Genomic DNA, 19724 nt, shown 5'->3' with positions numbered 1-19724 from the left:
TTTTGATATTTATAGTTTTCTAAGCGTGCTTAACAGTATGGATGATTGCGTTAACGATTTGACGCGTTGTTCCATCAGTTAATCCTAAATCAGTTAAATGCGGTCCCGCATTGCATGCAAGACAAGTTCCTTCAATGGCTTTAAAGACTCGATATGGCGGCTCCCAATCTGCGATTTGACTACTTAATTCACGTAATTGACGAAATTGAGCGGCTAGTTCAGTTGCGGGTAAATCAGATAACATACCGGCAATTGGCATAGCGACATGAGCTAAAACCTTGCCATTTTGTACTAACGCCATACCTCCACCACTTTCGATTAATAAATTAGCGGCAGTGGCCATATCATCAGGATCACGACCAAGCACAACGAGGTTATGTGAATCGTGCGAATAGCTAGTTGCAATGGCTCCGCGTAATTCCCCCCAACCCTCAAGTAAGGCTATTTGAGGTAAAGCATCGTGGCGGCCGTGACGGTGCTGAACTCGAATAAGACTGAAATTATTCGGCAGTTGTACCACGCTATTTTTGATTTGTACGTCAATTTCTCCCCACTGGGTAAAGCGTGCTCCACGAATGTGACGTAAACGCGCGCTACCATTATTGATTTCATCAATTTTTAATGTGCAATCATTTGGGGTTATTGGCGAAAGTCGCATGGTATCGCGTGGTGGTAAAATATTATCAGGGATACTTAACGTATTAATAAGTTGGTTGTTTTCTGCAATTTTTTGTCCTGATACATACACAGCTTGTGCTCTTAATATTTCCAATGAATCGAAAATGACTAAATTTGCTTTTCTCCCCGCTGCAATCAGGCCAAGGTCATGGCGTTGTAGGCGTATTGCCGCATTGAATGTGGCAAAGCGCAGTACGTCAGTTGCCGGCATTCCATGCTCGATTAAAAGGTTTAGCAACGCAATAATTCCTCCTTTTTCAATCAACATGTCGGGCGGCACATCATCTGTGCATACCGTAATTTGTGATGATAAATGAGGTAAAGATTTTAATGCGGCAACAATATCGGGAAGGAGATAAGGATGTGAGCCTCGAATTTCTAACGTAAGACCTGCACGCAGCTTTTCAAGGGCATCTTCAGCCGAAGTTAATTCATGATCAGAGGTGACGCCAGCCGCCAGATAAGCTTGGAGATCAGCCCCTTTTAAACCTCTTGCATGGCCTTCTATAAGTTTGCCTGATGTAATTCCTGCATTTAAAATTTCTTCCATTCTATCACTGCCATGGAGCACACCAAACATATCCATAACTTCAGCCACACCGCGGACTTCCGGCCAACTCAGCATGGTTGACATTTCATTCCCAGCAAAATCCGCACCAGACATTTCTAAGCCAGGTGTTGATGGCACTGATGAAGGGGCTGCAACCATAACATCTAGCGGCAAATTTCGGCTAGAATCAATAGCATAACGTACACCTTCTAAACCTAATACATTGGCAAGTTCATGGGGGTCCCAAAAAACAGCTGTTGTTCCTTGAGCTAGAACTATTTCTGCATAACGAGCAGGGGGTAAGTGTGAGCTCTCTAAATGGACGTGAGTGTCTATTAAGCCGGGTGAAATGAAATAGCCAGATAAATCATGGGTTTCATTTGCATCAGTACGAGTTCCTGTAGGATGAACGCTAGCAATTAGGTTGTCGGTTATCCCGATATCTGCAAGGCGAACTTCACCTGTGACCATATCGACAATATTGGCATTAGCAAGTAAAAGGTCAAAAGGTTTTTCACCTTTAGCGGATTGAATGACATGACGCCTATTTTGTTTTGTTATGCACATAAAGTTACCATTGCTACAGTTTATGACTGTTACTTTATGAGTAACGCAAACGTTTGCCAAGATGATAAAATTTATCATGCGATAAGAAATGGTTATAATGAACAGATATATTGGCTAACCCAATAAAAATAAAAGTACATTATTATGATAGAACCTTGGCAGAGACTGCCAGCACTCACGCTCAAACAACTGCAGTATTTTGTAACATTAGCAAAACTGCGTCATTTTACCGAGACAGCAAATCGTCTAGCGGTGAGCCAACCTGCTTTGAGTAGTGCTTTGCGGCAAATAGAAACGGTTATTGGAGGAAAGTTAATTAATCGCACCGCTTCATCCGTAACATTAACGGAGCTAGGCGCTGCAATTTTGCCATATGCGCAGCAAATTCTGAGTGTTTCTCACCGTGCATTTAGTGAAATTCAGAAAATCATCGTAGAGGGAGGGGATGGTACATTACGTATTGGGTTAGTTCCTTCCGTAAGTTCTTTGCTATTTCCAGCAGTACCTGAATTATTAACTCAATATTTTCCGAGGCTTAATATTGAATTTTATGACCAAACGAATGACGCTTTGGTGGAAAAGCTTATCAATCATGAAATTGATTTTGGCATTGGTGTGTTAGATAGCTCAGTGCCTCAAAATTTAAATATCTTTCCATTGCAGGATGACCCTTTTGTTGCCGTTATTCATCATGATGACCCTGTATCTGTTAATGCGTTTCACTTACCGTGGAAATTGCTAAATAATCGTGATATTGCCGTATTTTCGAAAGGAAATATTCAACGTTTAGTTGCTGCTACGGTGGAAAGTCACCGACTAAAATTAAATATTCGTTATCAAGTAGATTATATTGAAACCTTATATGGCTTAGTTCGTTCGAAATTAGCGATTGCTATTTTACCTCAGCTTTATACTGTACATTTACGTGACCCTGAATTGAAAGTTTTGCAATTACAACAACCTGAGTTAACGCGCACAGTCGCTTTAATTCGCAATAGCCAGCAAACGACACCATTAATGAATGAGGTTTTTCAGGTATTGCTAAAAGTATTGCGTGAAAATAACGTATGAGATATATCCACTAGGTTTGGTTATTATCGCATTTATCGTAAAGTTATTTTATTCGAATAACTGAATAATGGTCTCTAATACCGACAATAATATGTTAAAGAGCATCATGGATAGCTCTGGTGTTTTTAGTTAATAAATTAATTTTAAAAAGTTTTGGAATAACACTATGAATACTATACTAAAATATAGCTGTTTTGTCTTTGCAGTTATGTTGCTTTCTGCTTGTGATGATATGGATCTTTTAAGTGGTAAAGGCAAGTTTTATTATAGTAATCCAAGTGAAAACACTATTACGTTTACGCTAGATGGTAAAGATTATGACGTTTTACCCGATGATAAAGGGGTAGTTTTACTTTCTAGTGGGTTACACCAGTTAAAAAGTGATGAAGGTCATGTGACAGATTTTTTTGTTTTTGAAAATAACTCTGGCGGTATTATTAACCCAAATAATTTTGTTTATTACACATTGTCTGAAGTTTATGCCATTGATGGCAAAGAAGATAGGTTTAAACCTGCGAGTTACCCCATTACGATTAATGGACATGAGCTTGAGCTACCGGTTCACAGCTCTAATGCAACGCTTATTGATGGAAATATATTTAGGTGTAGCTATCCGATTGGCGAAAACTTTCCTGATTCAATTACACTTTATGATGATAAGTTAGATGGAAATATTAAATCCAAGTGTTTTGATAAACATGAATTAATTGTCTATTTAGATAATGAATACGGACAAAATTTATTGCCGGATCCTGCTAATCATGAAGCTACAGATTCTATCAATGTGGTATTTATGTACGGAATCCCAACAGTTACTTTTGATAATGAGGATGTACAGGTAAAGGCCGAAAAATTAATTCAGTTAGTTACACAGTTAAAAAATACCGATGATGTGAATATTCATAAAGAATTAAACCAAGAATTCCACCATGCTATCACAGAATTAGTTCAGGAGCAGGCTCGAAGCGCTGCATCAAATTCTGTTGCAGAAAATAGAAAGTATAATCATTTTATTCAAGAAATTAATGTAGTAAGAGAAAATGGTATTTGGTTAAGAGAGTAATGGCATAGATGTATTTGCTTATTTGCATTGAATTGGAAAATTATTCTTAATTAATCGTTTTCCCGAAATCAATATAAGAATATGACTACTAAGTATACAGAAAGTAGTGGTGTTAAAACTTTAAATGCTACCGGATACGATAAGGCTTATCGTGCTGTAAATAAAGTGGTGGAAGCTAAACAAATAGTTGCGCCAATACCAGAGGACTAGAAGTAGGAAGTTGAAGCGAATGTGAAGGAACGTAAAAAATAATACTGTGTTTAATTAAAAAGAAATGATATCGCTTCGAATAAAGCCCTTACGGCAAATGCAATAAGAGCTTCCATTTTATAAATATAATTAGCTAGTTTGTTTTAAGGCTGTAAACATTTTTTCAGCAAGTGTGTCTTGTGCCGATTGGACTCCAGGTAATACAAAATAGTACCCTCCACCAAAAGGCTTAATATAACGTTCAAGTGGCTCACCATTGAGCCGTTTTTGAGTGTCAATAAAGCCTGTCTTTAAATTTTGTTGAAAAGAGACAAAAACTAAGCCCATATCGAGAGTTCCTGTTTCGGTTAACCCCAGTGAATAGCTATAACTTCTTCGCCTTAGTTTTGCGGTATAACGTTCAGGGTTACGAGGCTCTGCACGGCGCATATGGGAATCAAATAAAATACGGTCACCATGAGGATCTTTTTCAAACTCAGGATCATCATGCTCATTTTTCATGCCGATGGGTGCTCCTGAGTCTTTATGTCGGCCAAAATCATTTTCTTGATCTTCTAATGGTGTTCTATCCCAAAACTCTAAATTAAAGCGAATAAGGCGTACTGCTTGGTATGTCCCTCCGTCGCACCAAGATGGTTCTTGGCTACCTTTTGTTATCCATATTAATTCGTTCATTAACGAATTGTCATCGGCAGGCGCATTTCCTGTCCCATCCTTAAAACCAAAAAGGTTGATAGGAGTTGAGTGGTTATCAATGTCTCGTGCGGGTAAGAAACCGTCGATTTTCCAGAGGGGAAAGCTGTAAGGAGAAATATGCCGTAGAATATCACGTAATGCATAAATAACGCTTTCTTGGCTATTCGCACATATTTGCAAAAGGAGATCACCACCACACCATTTTTGTTCTAGTCGATCGTTAGGGAAACTGGTCATTTCACTAAGATGTTTAGGCTTAATTTTATTTAAGCCGAACCGGTTATCAAAAAGAGAATTTCCTAAAGCAACGGTGATGGTCAGTGAGTCGGGTTGTTGTTGTGTTCCAAGAATACCTGACTCTGCGGGAGGCATTTTATCATTATTGATTAAAGACTCTTTTTGGGGTTGGGTTAAATAAGCAATACGTTGAGTTAGTAAAGTAAACACAGTCTGTAATTCTTCCACGGAATTCGCCGTGATATTAAATGCGACAAAGGTGGCATTTTTGGGTTCAGGCGTTAAAACACCAGCTTGATGCAGCCCAATATAATTAATTGTTTTGTCATAGGAGAGTTGGCAATTGGCGATTTTCCCTTGCGCTTTTAATGTTGGGGCTGCCAAAACGGCACTACTAACTGCGAGCATTTTTAGGGCATTACGCCGAGACATTCCGTTGGTTTGCAATATACTTCTTAGTTTAGCTTGCATAAATATATGCCTTAATATTTATAGTAAACATCGACATCGAGCTCAGCACGTAATTTCGCTAAGGTTTCAGCTTGCTGAGTGAGTAATGAATAAAGCGCCATTTTGTCTTTTAATTGTAATTGGCTATAAGGTTGATATGTGGTATCTGAAGCTTGATATGGCTGCATTATTTGGTTAATCAGTTGGTCATTTTTCTGTATCTTTTGAAGTGTCTCTGGCGTGATAAAAGGCTTAAGAATCTCAATGATTTTTTGTGATCCTTTTAAATTAGCGGCAATATCAGTTAAATCAGACAAACTGTAGATATTTTCTTTACCACCCAATTTCGTTTCTAAGATCATTTCAATAAAATCAGCTGAGGCTTGTAAGAGCTTTGGTATTTCAATGGTTTCGGTTGCTACTCGTTTATATAAATCACGCCCTTTGAGTAATAGCTCTTGGTTTGCGACTAAAGCAAGTTTTGCATTTTTTTGCTTAAATAATTGGTACTCAACAAGATGAAACCCTGTAAATCGGTAATCGGTTTCTTTATCGAGAAAATAATCGGCTCTTGGATTAATTGTCCTATCTGTATTACCAAATAAAATAATGATAGGGCGCACGGTTTCATAGTGCTGGTGAGCTTGAATATACGCAGTTTGAGCTTGTTGTAGCTTTCCTTGCTGTAAACTCTGTTGCAATAATTCCAACTGTGTGACCATTTTTGCCAGCTCAGTATTAGCAAAGATTAGATAGGTTTGGATTGCATGTTGATATTTTTCTGGAGTAGGTATATCCCCTTTAGCAATAATGATGTTATCCCCTGTTTGCACAGGGGATCTCAGTGCTTTACTTTGAACCAAAGTAGGCAGCGAAACACTGAATATTAAGCTAAAAGATATCCATTTGATATTCCGTCTCAGTGAGCTAGACATTTTGTTTGCTCCGAGCAAACAATGGGATCACAATAGCCCAATAAAGGACAAAGGTAATGACGCTGAGCCAAATAGGTTGTGAACGATAAGCAAAGAAGGAAGAGATAAAATTGCCAGCGATACCAGAATCATCAAGAAATACAGTTGTATCCCAAGCGGGGTAAATTAAAAAATCAGGGATAGTAAAATCATATTCGATTAGTAAGTTTGCACTTTCTTCTACACCTTTAAGTAACAGAGATAATGCGAGGAATAATAGAATAACCCCTGTAACTTTAAAGAAGATAGACCACGAAACTAAGCGATTTGTTAATAAGAAGATATAAAGTGTAAGGCCTGCAATTGCAATCCCACCACCTACCTCGATAAAGAAAGCCGACGCATTAGATGTAGTGAGTGACATAATAAAGCTAGATAAAAAGACGACGATCTCACTCCCTTCACGGGCGATGGCAATGGCTATAATCAATGCGGCTCCCCACCAGTTATGATGAGCAGCATTACGGCTAATTCCTGATTCAATTTCTGATTTCATTGAGCTGCCATGTTTGTTCATCCAATACACCATTTGGACAATCAGAACGCAGGCGAGTAATTCCATAAAAATCATGAACAGTGATTGCCCCGTATCATCAAGGACATTGAATACGCCATAAATCAGAAGTGCGAGTAAGATGGAGGTAATAACCCCGATAGCGACGCCAGCCCAAAGGTATTTCATACCATTTTGTGCGTCAGGGTGGCGTTTAATCCACGCATAAATAATGCCAATGACAAGTAGCGCCTCAAAGCTTTCACGCCAAACAACAAATAGAACTTGTCCCATATTAAATCCTTTTATTTCGCAATGATCTCGCCTTTGGGGTGAGAAAGGTGGAAGTCATCAAAAAAAGAATAGGTACCGGGTTTTAGGGGGGCGATAACAACAACTGAACTTGCTCCAGGTGCTAAAACTTTTTCTTTTCTTAACTGAATGCTTTCAAATTCTGCGGGCTCAGTGCCTGTATTGGTAATTTTGATTCGGATAATCGTTTTTGCGGGGACTTCCAGAACACGTGGGATGAGATCACCATTTTTCATTTCTAATTCGACAGTGTATTTTTCGGCCGCTAATGAAGATAGGGGAATTATTGTACAAACGATAACCAGTAAAAAACTCAGTAATGTTTTCATTTTGGCTTGGTTTATCCTTTAATAAGTACAAACAAAAAAGGGCTTACGCAAGAAAATGTCCTTGGTTAAGCCCTTAGCTAATTTCGATTAAAATTAGTAACTACCTTTACGGCCAACACCTGCGTAGTCAAAGTCCCAAGAGACTTCGAAAGGTTGGAACCAAGGTGCCACACCCGTTTCTTTGTCAATATGGCGTCCAAAGGCGACATCTTTATTGTGTGATGGTGGATAAATTTTATAGGTGACACGGTATTTACCATTGCCATCTAATTTTATGTTCTCCCCATAATGAGGACCATCACTGGCTACCATAGGCATAAATGTGCCCGTTTGAGTTTGTGGTTTGTCACCGAGTTTGGTCACCGAATATTCAATGGTTAGGTAAGGGATCCAATCACCTTCTGCGAAGCCATTTGGGTTATCTTCAACCGCGTGGATATCTGCTTCTAAGTGGACATCTGCTTTATCAGCCGCTAAGTGAGACATCGCATGATGGCCTTCTTCGGTATCCATTGTAATGGGTTGTAGATAAACACCTTGGATTTCCATTCCGTTTTTGATCACAGGGTGACCGAGAGGGTACTCTTGAGCTAATGCAGAGATTGAAAACAACGCGAGACCTGAAACAGCAGCTTTGTAGGCGAGTTTCATTATTTTCGTCCTTACCATAAGTGATATAGAGCTGTAATGATAATCATTACTATTACTAAAAAACAAGTGGTAATTTACGATAAGTAAATGACTCGCCGCTAAAAAGGGTTGTTTTTATATAAAAATCTAAGCGTTATAAAAAGTTATTATTCTTTAAAAAATAACTTGGTAATAATGTGTTCTATTAGGCAGTTTATTATTGTCTACATGATATATTTTGAAGGTGTGAATTTTATTGCGAAAGAACACATCATTCATTTTGTTGAAAATAAAGGTATAGCCATGCAACGACGTTATCTTGATTGCTCTGCTTCAGAAATTGCAAAACTCAATAAAAAGAACCTATTAGAATCAATTAAAGCAAGTGAAGGGCGAATTTTGGTTTCTGAAACCATAGGTACAATTCAACCCGTATTAATGACAGTGACGAATGCTGAATTAGCCGCAAGCCAAGGTGCCGATATCCTGTTGCTGAATGTTTTTGATGTTAATCAACCGATTATGCAAGGTCTGCCCGAAGGGGTTGAACCTGAGGAAATCATTCGCACACTTAAGCGTTTAACGGGACGAGCAATCGGTGTTAATTTAGAGCCTGTACCTGAGGGCTTTAATAATCCGACACAAGATGCGCAGTGGAAAATGTCAGAAGGGCGATTAGCAACAGTAAAAAATGCCCTGAAATTAAAAGAAATGGGCGCAGATATCATTGTTTTAACGGGAAACCCTGGAAATGGCGTCACTAATCAGGAAATTAACCAGAGTCTTAAAGAGCTTAAAGCTGTTGTGGGTGAAGATATTGTGCTTATCACAGGAAAAATGCACGCTGCGGGGGTTTTGAATGCCTCGGCTGAGCAACTCATCACAGAAGATGATATTCGTACTTTTATTAACAGTGGTGCAGATATCATTTTGCTCCCAGCACCGGGAACGGTCCCTGGGATCTCGTTAGAATTTGTGCAAAAAATGGTGGGTTATTGTCACTCTCAAGGTGTGATGACAATGACGGCGATTGGCACTTCTCAAGAAGGTGCAGATCTGCAAACTATTCGGCAAATTGCATTAATGTGCAAAATGGCTGGGACAGATTTACACCACATTGGTGATTCAGGATATAACGGAATTGCATTACCTGAGAATATTTTAAACTATAGTATTGTGATCCGAGGCGTTCGGCACACGTATTCACGTATTGCTCGTTCAGTGAATCGTTGATTGATATTTTTTAGGTGATTTTTACAAGAGTGCTTTGTAGAAATCGCCTATATCAGCAAGATTTCCATTTCCTATTTGAGCCCTAAATACAGATTATTTTTGATAAAAATTTATACAATTCCCGCTATTCTTCAGGTAAAATTTCGCCCATTTTTTAAAACAATATTTATAACACAATAAAAGAAGTGAGCTATGTCGCAAAATACTAATCCGGTACCAAAAATTGGTTTCGTCTCTCTTGGCTGCCCAAAAAACCTAGTTGATTCAGAACGTATTTTAACTGAATTACGCACAGATGGTTATCAAGTGGTTCCAAGCTATGATAATGCTGATTTAGTCATTGTGAATACCTGTGGATTTATCGATAGTGCAGTGCAGGAATCGTTAGAAGCGATAGGGGAAGCACTGAATGAAAACGGTAAAGTGATTGTGACAGGATGCCTTGGTGCGAAAGAGAACCAAATTCGTGAAGTGCATCCAAAAGTATTGGAGATCACCGGCCCACATAGCTATGAGCAGGTACTTAACCATGTGCACCACTATGTTCCAAAGCCAGAACATGACCCTTTCTTGAGTTTAGTCCCAGAACAAGGGGTAAAACTGACACCGAAACATTATGCTTATTTAAAAATTTCGGAAGGGTGTAATCATCGTTGTACTTTTTGCATTATTCCTTCTATGCGAGGGGACTTAGATAGCCGCCCAATCGGTGATGTGTTAAATGAAGCTAAGCGTTTGGTCGCTTCAGGCGTAAAAGAGCTACTGGTTATTTCGCAAGATACTTCTGCATATGGTGTTGATGTTAAAAATAAAACAGGTTTTTGGGATGGGCAACCTGTAAAAACCAGCATGGTGGGGTTATGTGAACAACTTGCTTCAATGGGGGTATGGGTGCGTTTACATTATGTTTATCCTTACCCACATGTTGATGATGTCATTCCATTGATGGCAGAAGGCAAAGTTTTACCTTATTTAGATATTCCGTTACAGCATGCAAGTCCCAAAATTTTAAAATTAATGAAACGCCCTGGTGCTGTTGAAAGAACACTTGAGCGCATTAAACGTTGGCGTGAAATTTGCCCTGAACTCACTTTGCGTTCAACCTTTATTGTGGGGTTTCCTGGTGAGACAGAAGAAGATTTTCAAATGCTATTAGATTTCTTGTCAGAAGCTAAGTTAGATCGAGTGGGCTGCTTTAAGTATAGTCCTGTCGAAGGTGCGAAAGCGAATGAGTTAGCTGATCAAGTCCCTGAAGAGATTAAAGAAGAACGTTATCATCGTTTTATGCAATTACAACAGCAAATTTCTACACAGCGATTACAAGATAAAATTGGTAAAGAAATTTTGGTTATTATTGATGAGGTTGATGATGAAGGTGCGATTGGCCGTAGTATGGCTGATGCACCAGAAATTGATGGTATGGTTTATCTTAATGGTGAATTTGGAGTTAGCGCAGGAGACATAGTGAAAGTATTCGTTGAGCATGCAGATGAATATGATCTGTGGGGGAGTATCGTTACTTCGTAATTTGATGAAAGCGTTCTAAAAGTCTAGGTGGCTAACTTAGGTAAATTAAGTTAGCCATTTTGTTTTTTAGCACATTGATATACTGCTTTTAATTGTAAAATTGATGTGGATCAATGGTTTTAAATCTATCAATTAATAACTTGATCTAGAATATAAAAATTAAATGGTAAGTTGACATAATCAGATAACTCTTATCGAAGAATAAGGATAACTATGTCAACCCATTTAACATTTCCAACTACAACACCTGTAATAAAAAGTAATTATAATTCATATGATTACGAAAATATCGTGAAGCTTGCTTATACAACCATTGAGGATGGATTGGCCTCATTACATGATAACAATATTTGTAGTTCCCTAATTAGTGCTGATGGAAAAACGCTTTGGCTTAGTAATGAGTTTAGCGGTAATTTTGAAATAGCAAACTTGTTATCAGATAATTTAACTTGTGGAGCGCAAGTTAGGTTATACGCAGCTCCAATTGAGCTACATGGAATTTTTTATTATTTAGCGCCAGTGTATTCACACACAGGTGAGACGGTATTAGTTGTCGCTATATCTTCAACTCAGAATTGTTGCAATGTTTTGTTAGCGCTTACGCAATCTTTAGCAAGAGAAGTGAGTGAAAAATTGAAATTTCACTATTATGAACAAGGGAATTTTAAGGTCGATAAGCAAGAGCAACGATTCGCTAACTTGGATATTCACTCAGTTGAGAAAGCGTTGATTATTGAAGTTGCGCAAGCTTGTAAAGGTAAAATTCAGCAAATGCATAAAGTCCTCAATATGGGACGGACAACGTTATGGCGCAAATTAAAGCAATACGAAATTAATATTAAAGACTACAAATAGCTTCTCTCATGTGTTTTGAAAAATAAAAAAATAGCGCTTTCGCATATTTTTGTGGGCAACAATAAAGCAAAAATAGCGAAGCGCGCAAGACATAGCAACATTTTGAAAAATAGCCAATAGATAAATAAAGCATAACCTACCTGCTAATATCGTTACTTGATGTATCGAGAAAAGAAAATGAAAACGATGCTCATTATGCAGAGATTTGGTAAAGCAGTATGTTGTTTTTAGCTTTTTTTTTTTAGATTTATGATGGGTGAATAGGAGCGAGAAAGGTTATTGTCTTACTAAAAAATGGTGTGATAGAAAACATTTTATCTTAAATCGTATTTCAATAACCCAAAAAAATATTATTTTATCTTGTAAGTATTAGCAGTTATTATTCCTATTCGAATTATCAAGTTACTTGATTTTTTATCAATAATAGAGTGAAGCTGTTGTTTATCAGATATGAAGATAAAATTTTATTTCAGAACTGACAGAACTTTAATCTATACTTATCTAAAATATAGTATATTTCGTATCCCTCATATAATTAACTTCTGATGGTTTAGAATAAAACCATCAGAAATAATAACGCTATAAAAAAGTAAACATATCATATGAATTAAAAATATTTAGGATAAGTGTTGATGTATTCGTATTCTTGAATAAGTTGTGGTAGCGATTTAATACCTAATTTTGTATAAATGTTGGAGCGATGAACCTCTACAGTTCGTGGTGATAAAGACAGCTTTTCAGCTGTTTCTTTACTTGTATTGCCCTCTAAGATCATATCCATAATTTCTCTTTCCCTAACTGAAAGACGGTTAAACTTATCAGAGAGATGAGTATATTTCTTATGCTTTTCATGCAAGCTTAAAAACAATTCCGTTGCACTATTTATGGAGTTTAAAATTTCAACCTCCTTGAAAGGAAAGGGAAAAAAGTCAAAACTCCCAGCTTTGAAACTCTCTCGACACAAACTGACTGAAGGCTCTTCGGCAAGCACAATGAAGGGAACAATACCAAATGAATTCTTTATATTGGTTAATCGCCTAATACGATTTTCATCATTGTTTAAGAATAATAAAATGCATTCTTTTACATTATCTTCATTAGGGTAAGTATAATTACTCACAAACACTTCTTCATTATTATAAAATCTAAAGGTAAAGCCAAAAGATTCCATCATTAATTTCAGTTTATTCTTAAAGACATTATCACTTTCTACAATTACATGAATGGTGTTATTCATCACCATACTCCTGTTAAACTGATTTGATATTCATATCAATCTGATAAAATACGTAGATAAATAAAGTGAAATTTAAATTTCACAATAATATTTTCTACTGATCGTTGTTTTTTTTATAATGTATTACCGACATTAATTTATATTAAAAACATCATCTAGTTAAATTTAATATAAAAATAGAAACAATAGTTAAAGTTTGTGTCATTGAGTAATATTCGATTAATGATGTGTAACATTTTAGGTGAATTTACTTATTAAATGTGTTTTTTAGCATAATGTGATAGACAGAAATACTGTTAAAGCTAATCAATAGTATCTTAAAACATTAGTCATAAAAAGTCTTAGATGTGCACTTTATGCTATTTTCTTAGGTGGTTGTACTTAACTTGTGAATTGACGAAGATTAAGTACTTTTTATATCTAACATGTTAGAATTTATTTTCACCCAGTTTTGATGAGTGGATATCCTTAATGGCTTCTTTAAAAGACGTAGCGCGACTTGCAAATGTTTCATTAATGACAGTATCACGGGCAATTAATAACCCTGAGTTATTAAGACCTGAAACCTTGAAACAGGTCCAACAAGCTATTGAGTCACTCAATTATATTCCTGATTTTTCTGCACGAAAGATTAGAGGAAAAAGTTCTCGGGTTTCAACAGTTGGCGTTTTGGCCCTGGATACAGCAACAACCCCATTTTCTGTGGAAATCATTCTATCCATAGAGCAAACCGCGAGGCAATTTGGCTGGAGTAGCTTTGTTGTTAATATTACATCCAGTGAAGACAGTGAAAGAGCTGTCCGACAACTATTATCTCAGCGACCAGATGGTATTATTTATACAACAATGGGGCTTCGAGAAGTGACTATTCCTGAAGCATTACATAATAATCGTTTGGTGTTAGCTAATTGCATAGATAAAAAAGGGCAATTTCCAGCTTATGTGCCAGATGATTTTAATGGTCAATTTAATGCAGTAAATCGTTTAATAGAGAAAGGGTATCGGAATCCTCTCTGTCTTTATATTCCACAAGAGACTCTAGCTGGAAAAATGCGCCGTGAAGCCGTGGAGTCTGCATGGACAAAGGCTAATTTGCCGCTATCATCGCTTCAGCAATACCATTTAGAGTTAGGTGATGAACACTATTTAGATGTGATAGCTTTAATTAATAGTCATTTTGATAATAAAAAACCAGATTTTGATGTCATTATTTGTGGAAATGATCGTATTGCTTTTTTAGCTTATCAAGTACTGCTTAGTCATGGTTTGCGTATCCCTAAAGATATTGCAGTACTTGGCTATGATAATATGATAGGTGTTGGAGAACTGTTTTATCCACCATTAAGTACAGTTGTGTTGCCGCACTATCAGTTAGGCCAACAAGCCGCTTTGCATATCATAGAGGAACGGCAGCAAAATTGTGTTGAATATGTTGCTTGCGATTTATTAGAACGTGATTCTTTTTAATTTTGTTGAGAAAATTAAACCTAATAAACTGCTATTCAATTGATTTTTTGAGTTACCAATAAATCGTTGTTTCTAAGAAGTTTTATTTTCTGCATTTTGGCGTATGATACGAAGCTAATATTATTTAATCAGATCGTATTGTGGATAAATTATGTTGCTTCGTTCGGGAGTAGCTCTTGCTATTTTTTCCTATATCTTATGGGGAATAACACCATTATTTTATCGTTTACTTCCCGGTGCTGAACCTTTAGAGCTGCTTGCACAACGTCTTATCTGGTCTGTACCGATACTTTTTTTTGTTCGCTTAATTATTAAAAACAAATCTTTGTGGCGCCAGGTATGGTCTGATAAACGGTCGATAATCCTCTGTTTATTTAGTTCGTCGGTGATGGCGATATCTTGGACAACATTTACCTACGCATTAACTCATGGGCAGGTGTTAGCCGCTAGCCTTGGGTATTTTATTAATCCATTATTTTCTATTTTACTGGGGGTTTTGTTTCTTCGCGAACGGCTTGTTCTCGCAGAAAAAATGGCTGTTATTTTTATTTGTGCGGGGGTTGGTTACCAAATTTGGCAGTATGGCGAGTTACCTATTTTAGCGTTAGTTATGGGGAGTGCATTTGCGATATATGGGTTAATTCGTAAATTTATTCGATTTGATGTGATTACGTCTTTATTTCTAGAGGCACTTTGGCTACTTCCTATCGCAATAGCGATCACGTGGTGGTTAGTATCTAATGGTTTAAGTGAAGTAGCACAAGGCGATTGGCAAATCAAAATTCTTTATATGTTGGCCGCTCCTGTTACGATAATTCCGTTGCTCTTTTTTACAGCTGCAATTAAAAGAACATCATTAACGGTGATCGGATTGGCACAATATATAGAACCAACAATTCAATTTTTATTAGCCGTATTTTTATTTAATGAGCTATTTGATTGGGTTAAAGGCATCAGTTTTTCACTTATCTGGATTGGTTTAATGTTTTGTGTGTTCGCTATTTTACGCAAACAATATATTAAATTTTCACATAAAGAACCCTTTATTACAGGGCGTGATAAAACACCACTAGATTAATTTATTGATATTATTATCAAGTACTTATGAGTTTGTTGTTTTGTGGCCTTTTATCCTTGATAGTAAAAGCAAACGATTGCGTATATAATTGGCATTAACTTTTTGTCGGTAGGGGCATCAATTATGAATCAATTAGGTACTGCACTGTGTAAATCAGCAACAAAAGTGATGTTGTTAGGTGCTGGGGAGTTAGGCAAGGAAGTGGCGATTGAGTGTCAACGGTTGGGCATCGAAGTTATTGCAGTTGATCGCTATGATAATGCACCTGCAATGCATATTGCGCACCGTAGTTATACGATAAACATGCTTGATGGCGAAGCGCTGAAGCAAGTCATTTCAATTGAAAAACCCGATATTATTGTACCTGAAATTGAAGCGATTGAGACACAGGTATTAATGGAACTTGAACAGCAAGGGCAAAAAGTGGTCCCGTCTGCGAAAGCCATTGTTCTGACTATGGATAGAGAGGGGATCCGCCGATTAGCCGCAGAAGAGCTGAAGCTACCAACATCAGAATACCAATTTGTGGATAGTAAACCTGATTTTGTCACCGCGGCAACGAAAATTGGTTTTCCTTGTATTGTTAAGCCCGTAATGAGTTCATCAGGTAAGGGGCAAAGTGTGATCCGTTCTCAAGATGAATTAGATCAGGCTTGGGATTACTCACAACAAGGTGGGCGAGCAGGGCAGGGACGTGTTATTGTTGAAAAAATGGTCAATTTTGACTTTGAAATCACATTGTTAACGGTCAATGCGGTAGATGGTATTCACTTTTGTGCACCAGTGGGGCATCGACAAGAAAAAGGAGATTATCGTGAGTCTTGGCAGCCACAGTACATGAGTGAGGTTGCATTGAAAAAAGCGCAGGACGTTGCTGAGAAAATTGTTACCTCTTTGGGGGGATATGGAATATTTGGTGTTGAATTATTCGTGTGTGGTGACGATATCATTTTTAATGAAGTTTCACCTCGCCCACATGATACGGGGATGGTGACTCTTATTTCACAGAGTTTATCTGAATTTGCCTTACATGTTCGTGCATTTCTTGGTTTCCCAATAGGTATAATTCGCCAATATGGGCCGAGCGCTTCAGTTGTTATTTTACCCAATTTACATAGTCAAAATGTCGTTTTTTCCAATATAGGTACAGCATTAGGGTCAGATACTCAATTACGGTTATTTGGTAAACCGGAAATAGCAGGAACTCGCCGACTAGGTGTTGCTTTGGCGATTGCTGATTCTATTGAAAGTGCATTAGATATGGCTAAAAAAACCGCTAATACAGTGTGCGTTTCTGGTTGATTTTGATAAGGTTTTGCTCATTCACTTTAATTGAGTGAGCGCTTGTCTATTAAGATAATAACGATGATTTACTCTACTTAAAATGCCCCATCAATACTGTCGTAATAGCTGCTTGCTTCGATTATTTTAAAGTGACCACTTAACATGTTTTCATTTATTAAACGGGACCGAATCATCCCGTAATGCTTATTATTGGCACTGTGTATTTAATGTTCTCACTGGAGAGTCCGCAGTGACGGCTATTTTTTCTAATGCCGAATAATTCACTGTACATTGGCCTGCTTTGCCTCCCCATTGAATGCGAATACGCCCTGAATCCGGTAATCCACTCATGTATAGCTGCCCATTTGAGCCGACAATACCGGTGTTGATATCGCTATCGTCACTGTCTTCTGCAATTAATGTGGCTATTGCGCCAAACGGAGGCATTTTTCCCGTATTCGACAAGTTAATCATCGCTTGATAACCCACTTTGGTCCTGAAGTGACGTTTAATCACCGCACCTTCTGTTGGGTACACCATCATGGACGTATCTTTAAATGTCGTATCATCCGGTAATGTATTAACGTTAACCGCGATTTGGTTAGCCGTGTTGCTGGCTAACTGAGGGATCACGGCATTACCAAAGCGGTCAAATTGTGCGCCCATGGTTAATGCGGCACCTTTTGCGCCATCCGCGGTAATGATAGCAATGGTGTCCCCAACGTTCGGGGCTAATGTCACGCCATCAGAATGCGCAACTAACCCGCCACTGAGTGTTCCATTCATAGCGCGATTCGTATCGGAGTAGCTGTAACCCGCAGATAACGTGGCGTTATTACCGGAATATGTCCCGTTAACACTGCCTCCGTAGTTGCTATTTCGGCTGTCATAGTTTTGATACAAGCCGTAGCTGAAGCGGTTACTCATCGCACTGCCAGTTAAACCTGCTTGGTGGCGTGTATCACCGTGGTTATCTACGCTTATTCCGTAACGGGCACTCATGGTTTGCGCCATTTCACTGTTGGTTAACAGGCTCAACGGTACCGACACATCGAACGACACCACCCGGTTTTCTGGCCAGCTGTTGTTGTAGCTTTTCACGCGGTCAACCATGTAGGCCAAGCTATAAGAAACACCTCGGAAGTTGTTGTTATAGGACAATCCAACGGAGGTATTAGAGCTCTGCCCTCCCCAATAGGTATTTTTCGAGGCTCTCAGTGATAAGGAGCCATACGAATCAAAGGATTGGCTGATGGATGTCTGGAAACTGTAACGTTGACGTGAGCCCGTCCAAGGCGCCAAGCCATCTTTCAACTCATAACCCGCGTTGTTGTAATCCGAGAAAGAATAGAAGTTCTCGGTGGTATAACGCAGCGCCGTCAAGTCAAAGGAGGTTCCCGTAGAAAGCAAGCTTTTCGAATAACGAATACGGTAAGACTGCCCTTTTAGGTTTTTCCCTGAGAATTTGGCATCGGAATGCGTAATGTCCGTGGACAGCGCCCCAAGCACGCCCAGAGACAAGCCAATACCGCCCACCACTGAGTTATAGCCGTTAGAGACCAGTAACCCACCATAGGTGGTGATATTATGAGGCAGACCAACACTAAATGAACCGAGTGCAAAGGTTTTACGCTCAGAGTCCACCGTTATTCCACCATTGTAGCGTCCTGCAGAAACCTCGTAGTTGTACGAACCTTGGCGCTCCATCATCGGCAGTGAAGAGTAGGCTTGGGTGAAGACAGTTTGTTTGCCATCTTCTTCTTCCACGGTCACTTCCATGTCCCCCGCCAACCCGCTGGCTGGGATATCACGAATAATAAAACGGCCTGGTGCGACGAAGGTTTGGTAAACCACGCTACCGTTTTGGCGCACGGTGACGGTGGCATTGGTGTTAGCAAAACCTTCAACCACAGGAGCAAACCCTTGCATGCTGCTAGGGTCGAGTTGTGGGTTAGATTTCAGCGTTGCCCCTTTCATGGGAATGGAGTCAAAGATATTGCCCCCTGTTGAAATCTCACCAGCGCGAAAGGTAGATTTAATCGCATTAATGGTGCGATAAACATACGTGTTGGTGAAGTTGGAATCACTGTTGCTTGAGTCCCCACTGCTTTTACTGTAGTTGTACAGGTAGCTGGTTCTCAGGCGCCATGCCCCCACGTTGATCCCTGCATTTAAGTTAGCAAATAGGGAATCATTGGTACTGGATTTTTGGTTATGTTGAGCTAACTGACGGTTATTACTGTAGTTCAAGACATAGTCCATGACTAACGCAGTCACACCGTCATCACGCAATTCAGGGGGAATATAGCCTGCGAAATTAGGCACCATCGCAATTTGTGGCACGGATAAATTCACGGTTAATGTTTGAGCATCAAACGTGATAGTCGCATCGGCAATATAGTCCGACAGTTTTGCAATCTTAACCTCTTCGCCAAGATCTCTTAATTTAGGTAATGCAGAGGTATTCACCCCCAGTTTTTTCAGCTCACCCACGGTAAATACAGGGATAATTTGGCCATCGGGCTGTTTATCAAAGGCAATATTGAATTCCCCAGAAGGGATCAAATTGACATTCACCATGACATCGTATTTACCCGGCGTTAGAGTATTGCTATTGGCAAAGTCATTTAAATCGAGCTGAGAAACATCAATCCCGCTCCCATGCATTAATAAGCCTGGGTCAAAATATGATTCGGCAGGCGAGAAAGAGGGCGCCATTGCATAGCAGCAAAGAAAAACCTCTAATGCAATTATGTTTAATTTCATCCCTTTCACTGCATCAC

At 38.7% G+C, this 19724-nt stretch carries 16 protein-coding genes; 8 read left to right on the top strand and 8 right to left on the bottom strand.

Translation table 11 applies throughout. The features are described 5' to 3' along the window. Positions 1-19: 19 nt before the first annotated feature. On the bottom strand, positions 20-1795 hold the full coding sequence (locus M1E86_RS14955; protein WP_213914293.1) for an adenine deaminase: 1776 nt from the start codon (positions 1793-1795) through the stop codon (positions 20-22). A gap of 144 nt (positions 1796-1939) precedes the next feature. On the opposite strand from M1E86_RS14955, the gene M1E86_RS14950 reads away from it, so the two are divergent. Together M1E86_RS14950 and M1E86_RS14945 are read left to right on the top strand one after the other, a co-directional pair. Then, a complete protein-coding gene (locus tag M1E86_RS14950; RefSeq protein WP_125893983.1) occupies positions 1940-2866 on the top strand; it encodes a LysR family transcriptional regulator in 927 nt (308 codons plus the stop codon). Positions 2867-3032: 166 nt separating this feature from the next. Then, entirely contained in the window at positions 3033-3929 is an 897-nt protein-coding gene (locus M1E86_RS14945) for a hypothetical protein (protein WP_125893985.1), read from the top strand. A 339-nt stretch (positions 3930-4268) separates the two neighbouring features. Here M1E86_RS14945 and efeB read toward each other — a convergent pair whose 3' ends face one another. From efeB to M1E86_RS14920, 5 genes are all read right to left on the bottom strand, one after another. Next, entirely contained in the window at positions 4269-5543 is a 1275-nt protein-coding gene (efeB, locus tag M1E86_RS14940) for an iron uptake transporter deferrochelatase/peroxidase subunit (protein WP_213914292.1), read from the bottom strand. 11 nt (positions 5544-5554) lie between these two features. Continuing rightward, positions 5555-6457, bottom strand: a complete 903-nt coding sequence (locus M1E86_RS14935) for an imelysin family protein (protein ID WP_213914291.1) — start codon at positions 6455-6457, stop codon at positions 5555-5557. Further along, the gene (locus M1E86_RS14930) at positions 6450-7283 is read right to left on the bottom strand and encodes an FTR1 family iron permease (RefSeq protein ID WP_213914290.1); all 834 of its coding nucleotides are present in this window, start codon (positions 7281-7283) and stop codon (positions 6450-6452) included. The genes M1E86_RS14935 and M1E86_RS14930 overlap by 8 nt, the downstream gene beginning before the upstream one ends. An 11-nt stretch (positions 7284-7294) precedes the next feature. Then, positions 7295-7630 (bottom strand): cupredoxin domain-containing protein, encoded by a 336-nt coding sequence (locus M1E86_RS14925; RefSeq protein ID WP_125893992.1) that lies wholly within the window; start codon positions 7628-7630, stop codon positions 7295-7297. A 93-nt stretch (positions 7631-7723) separates the two neighbouring features. Continuing rightward, positions 7724-8281, bottom strand: a complete 558-nt coding sequence (locus M1E86_RS14920; protein WP_004913787.1) for an iron transporter — start codon at positions 8279-8281, stop codon at positions 7724-7726. A gap of 282 nt (positions 8282-8563) precedes the next feature. Between M1E86_RS14920 and M1E86_RS14915 the strand changes: the two genes are divergently transcribed. The 3 genes from M1E86_RS14915 (at position 8564) to M1E86_RS14905 (ending at position 11875) form a co-directional block, all read left to right on the top strand. Further along, positions 8564-9493: a haloacid dehalogenase-like hydrolase gene (locus M1E86_RS14915; protein WP_125893994.1), complete on the top strand. Its 930-nt coding sequence runs from the start codon at positions 8564-8566 to the stop codon at positions 9491-9493. Between the two features lie 192 nt (positions 9494-9685). Continuing rightward, positions 9686-11020: a 30S ribosomal protein S12 methylthiotransferase RimO gene (gene rimO, locus M1E86_RS14910; RefSeq protein WP_213914289.1), complete on the top strand. Its 1335-nt coding sequence runs from the start codon at positions 9686-9688 to the stop codon at positions 11018-11020. Between the two features lie 213 nt (positions 11021-11233). Next, complete coding sequence (locus tag M1E86_RS14905) at positions 11234-11875, top strand: helix-turn-helix domain-containing protein (RefSeq protein WP_213914288.1); 642 nt, start codon at positions 11234-11236, stop codon at positions 11873-11875. Positions 11876-12482: 607 nt separating this feature from the next. Here the strand turns inward: M1E86_RS14905 and M1E86_RS14900 are convergent. Continuing rightward, complete coding sequence (locus M1E86_RS14900; protein WP_125894000.1) at positions 12483-13112, bottom strand: response regulator transcription factor; 630 nt, start codon at positions 13110-13112, stop codon at positions 12483-12485. A 471-nt stretch (positions 13113-13583) separates the two neighbouring features. Here M1E86_RS14900 and M1E86_RS14895 point away from each other — a divergent pair, with 471 nt between their 5' ends. The 3 genes from M1E86_RS14895 (at position 13584) to purT (ending at position 16959) form a co-directional block, all read left to right on the top strand. After that, positions 13584-14579, top strand: a complete 996-nt coding sequence (locus M1E86_RS14895; RefSeq protein ID WP_125894002.1) for a LacI family DNA-binding transcriptional regulator — start codon at positions 13584-13586, stop codon at positions 14577-14579. A gap of 151 nt (positions 14580-14730) precedes the next feature. After that, entirely contained in the window at positions 14731-15657 is a 927-nt protein-coding gene (gene rarD, locus M1E86_RS14890) for an EamA family transporter RarD (protein WP_125894004.1), read from the top strand. A gap of 123 nt (positions 15658-15780) precedes the next feature. Further along, positions 15781-16959: a formate-dependent phosphoribosylglycinamide formyltransferase gene (gene purT, locus M1E86_RS14885; protein ID WP_213914287.1), complete on the top strand. Its 1179-nt coding sequence runs from the start codon at positions 15781-15783 to the stop codon at positions 16957-16959. Positions 16960-17148: 189 nt separating this feature from the next. On the opposite strand, the gene M1E86_RS14880 is transcribed toward purT, so the two are convergent. Next, complete coding sequence (locus M1E86_RS14880) at positions 17149-19707, bottom strand: fimbria/pilus outer membrane usher protein (RefSeq protein ID WP_426099146.1); 2559 nt, start codon at positions 19705-19707, stop codon at positions 17149-17151. Between the last annotated feature and the right edge of the window lie 17 nt (positions 19708-19724).

It is taken from the genome of Providencia sp. PROV200, assembly GCF_049901995.1.
Taxonomy (GTDB): domain Bacteria; phylum Pseudomonadota; class Gammaproteobacteria; order Enterobacterales; family Enterobacteriaceae; genus Providencia; species Providencia rettgeri_E.
The sequence above is the reverse complement of the archived record's forward strand: the minus strand, read 5'-3'. Positions and strand labels throughout refer to the sequence as shown.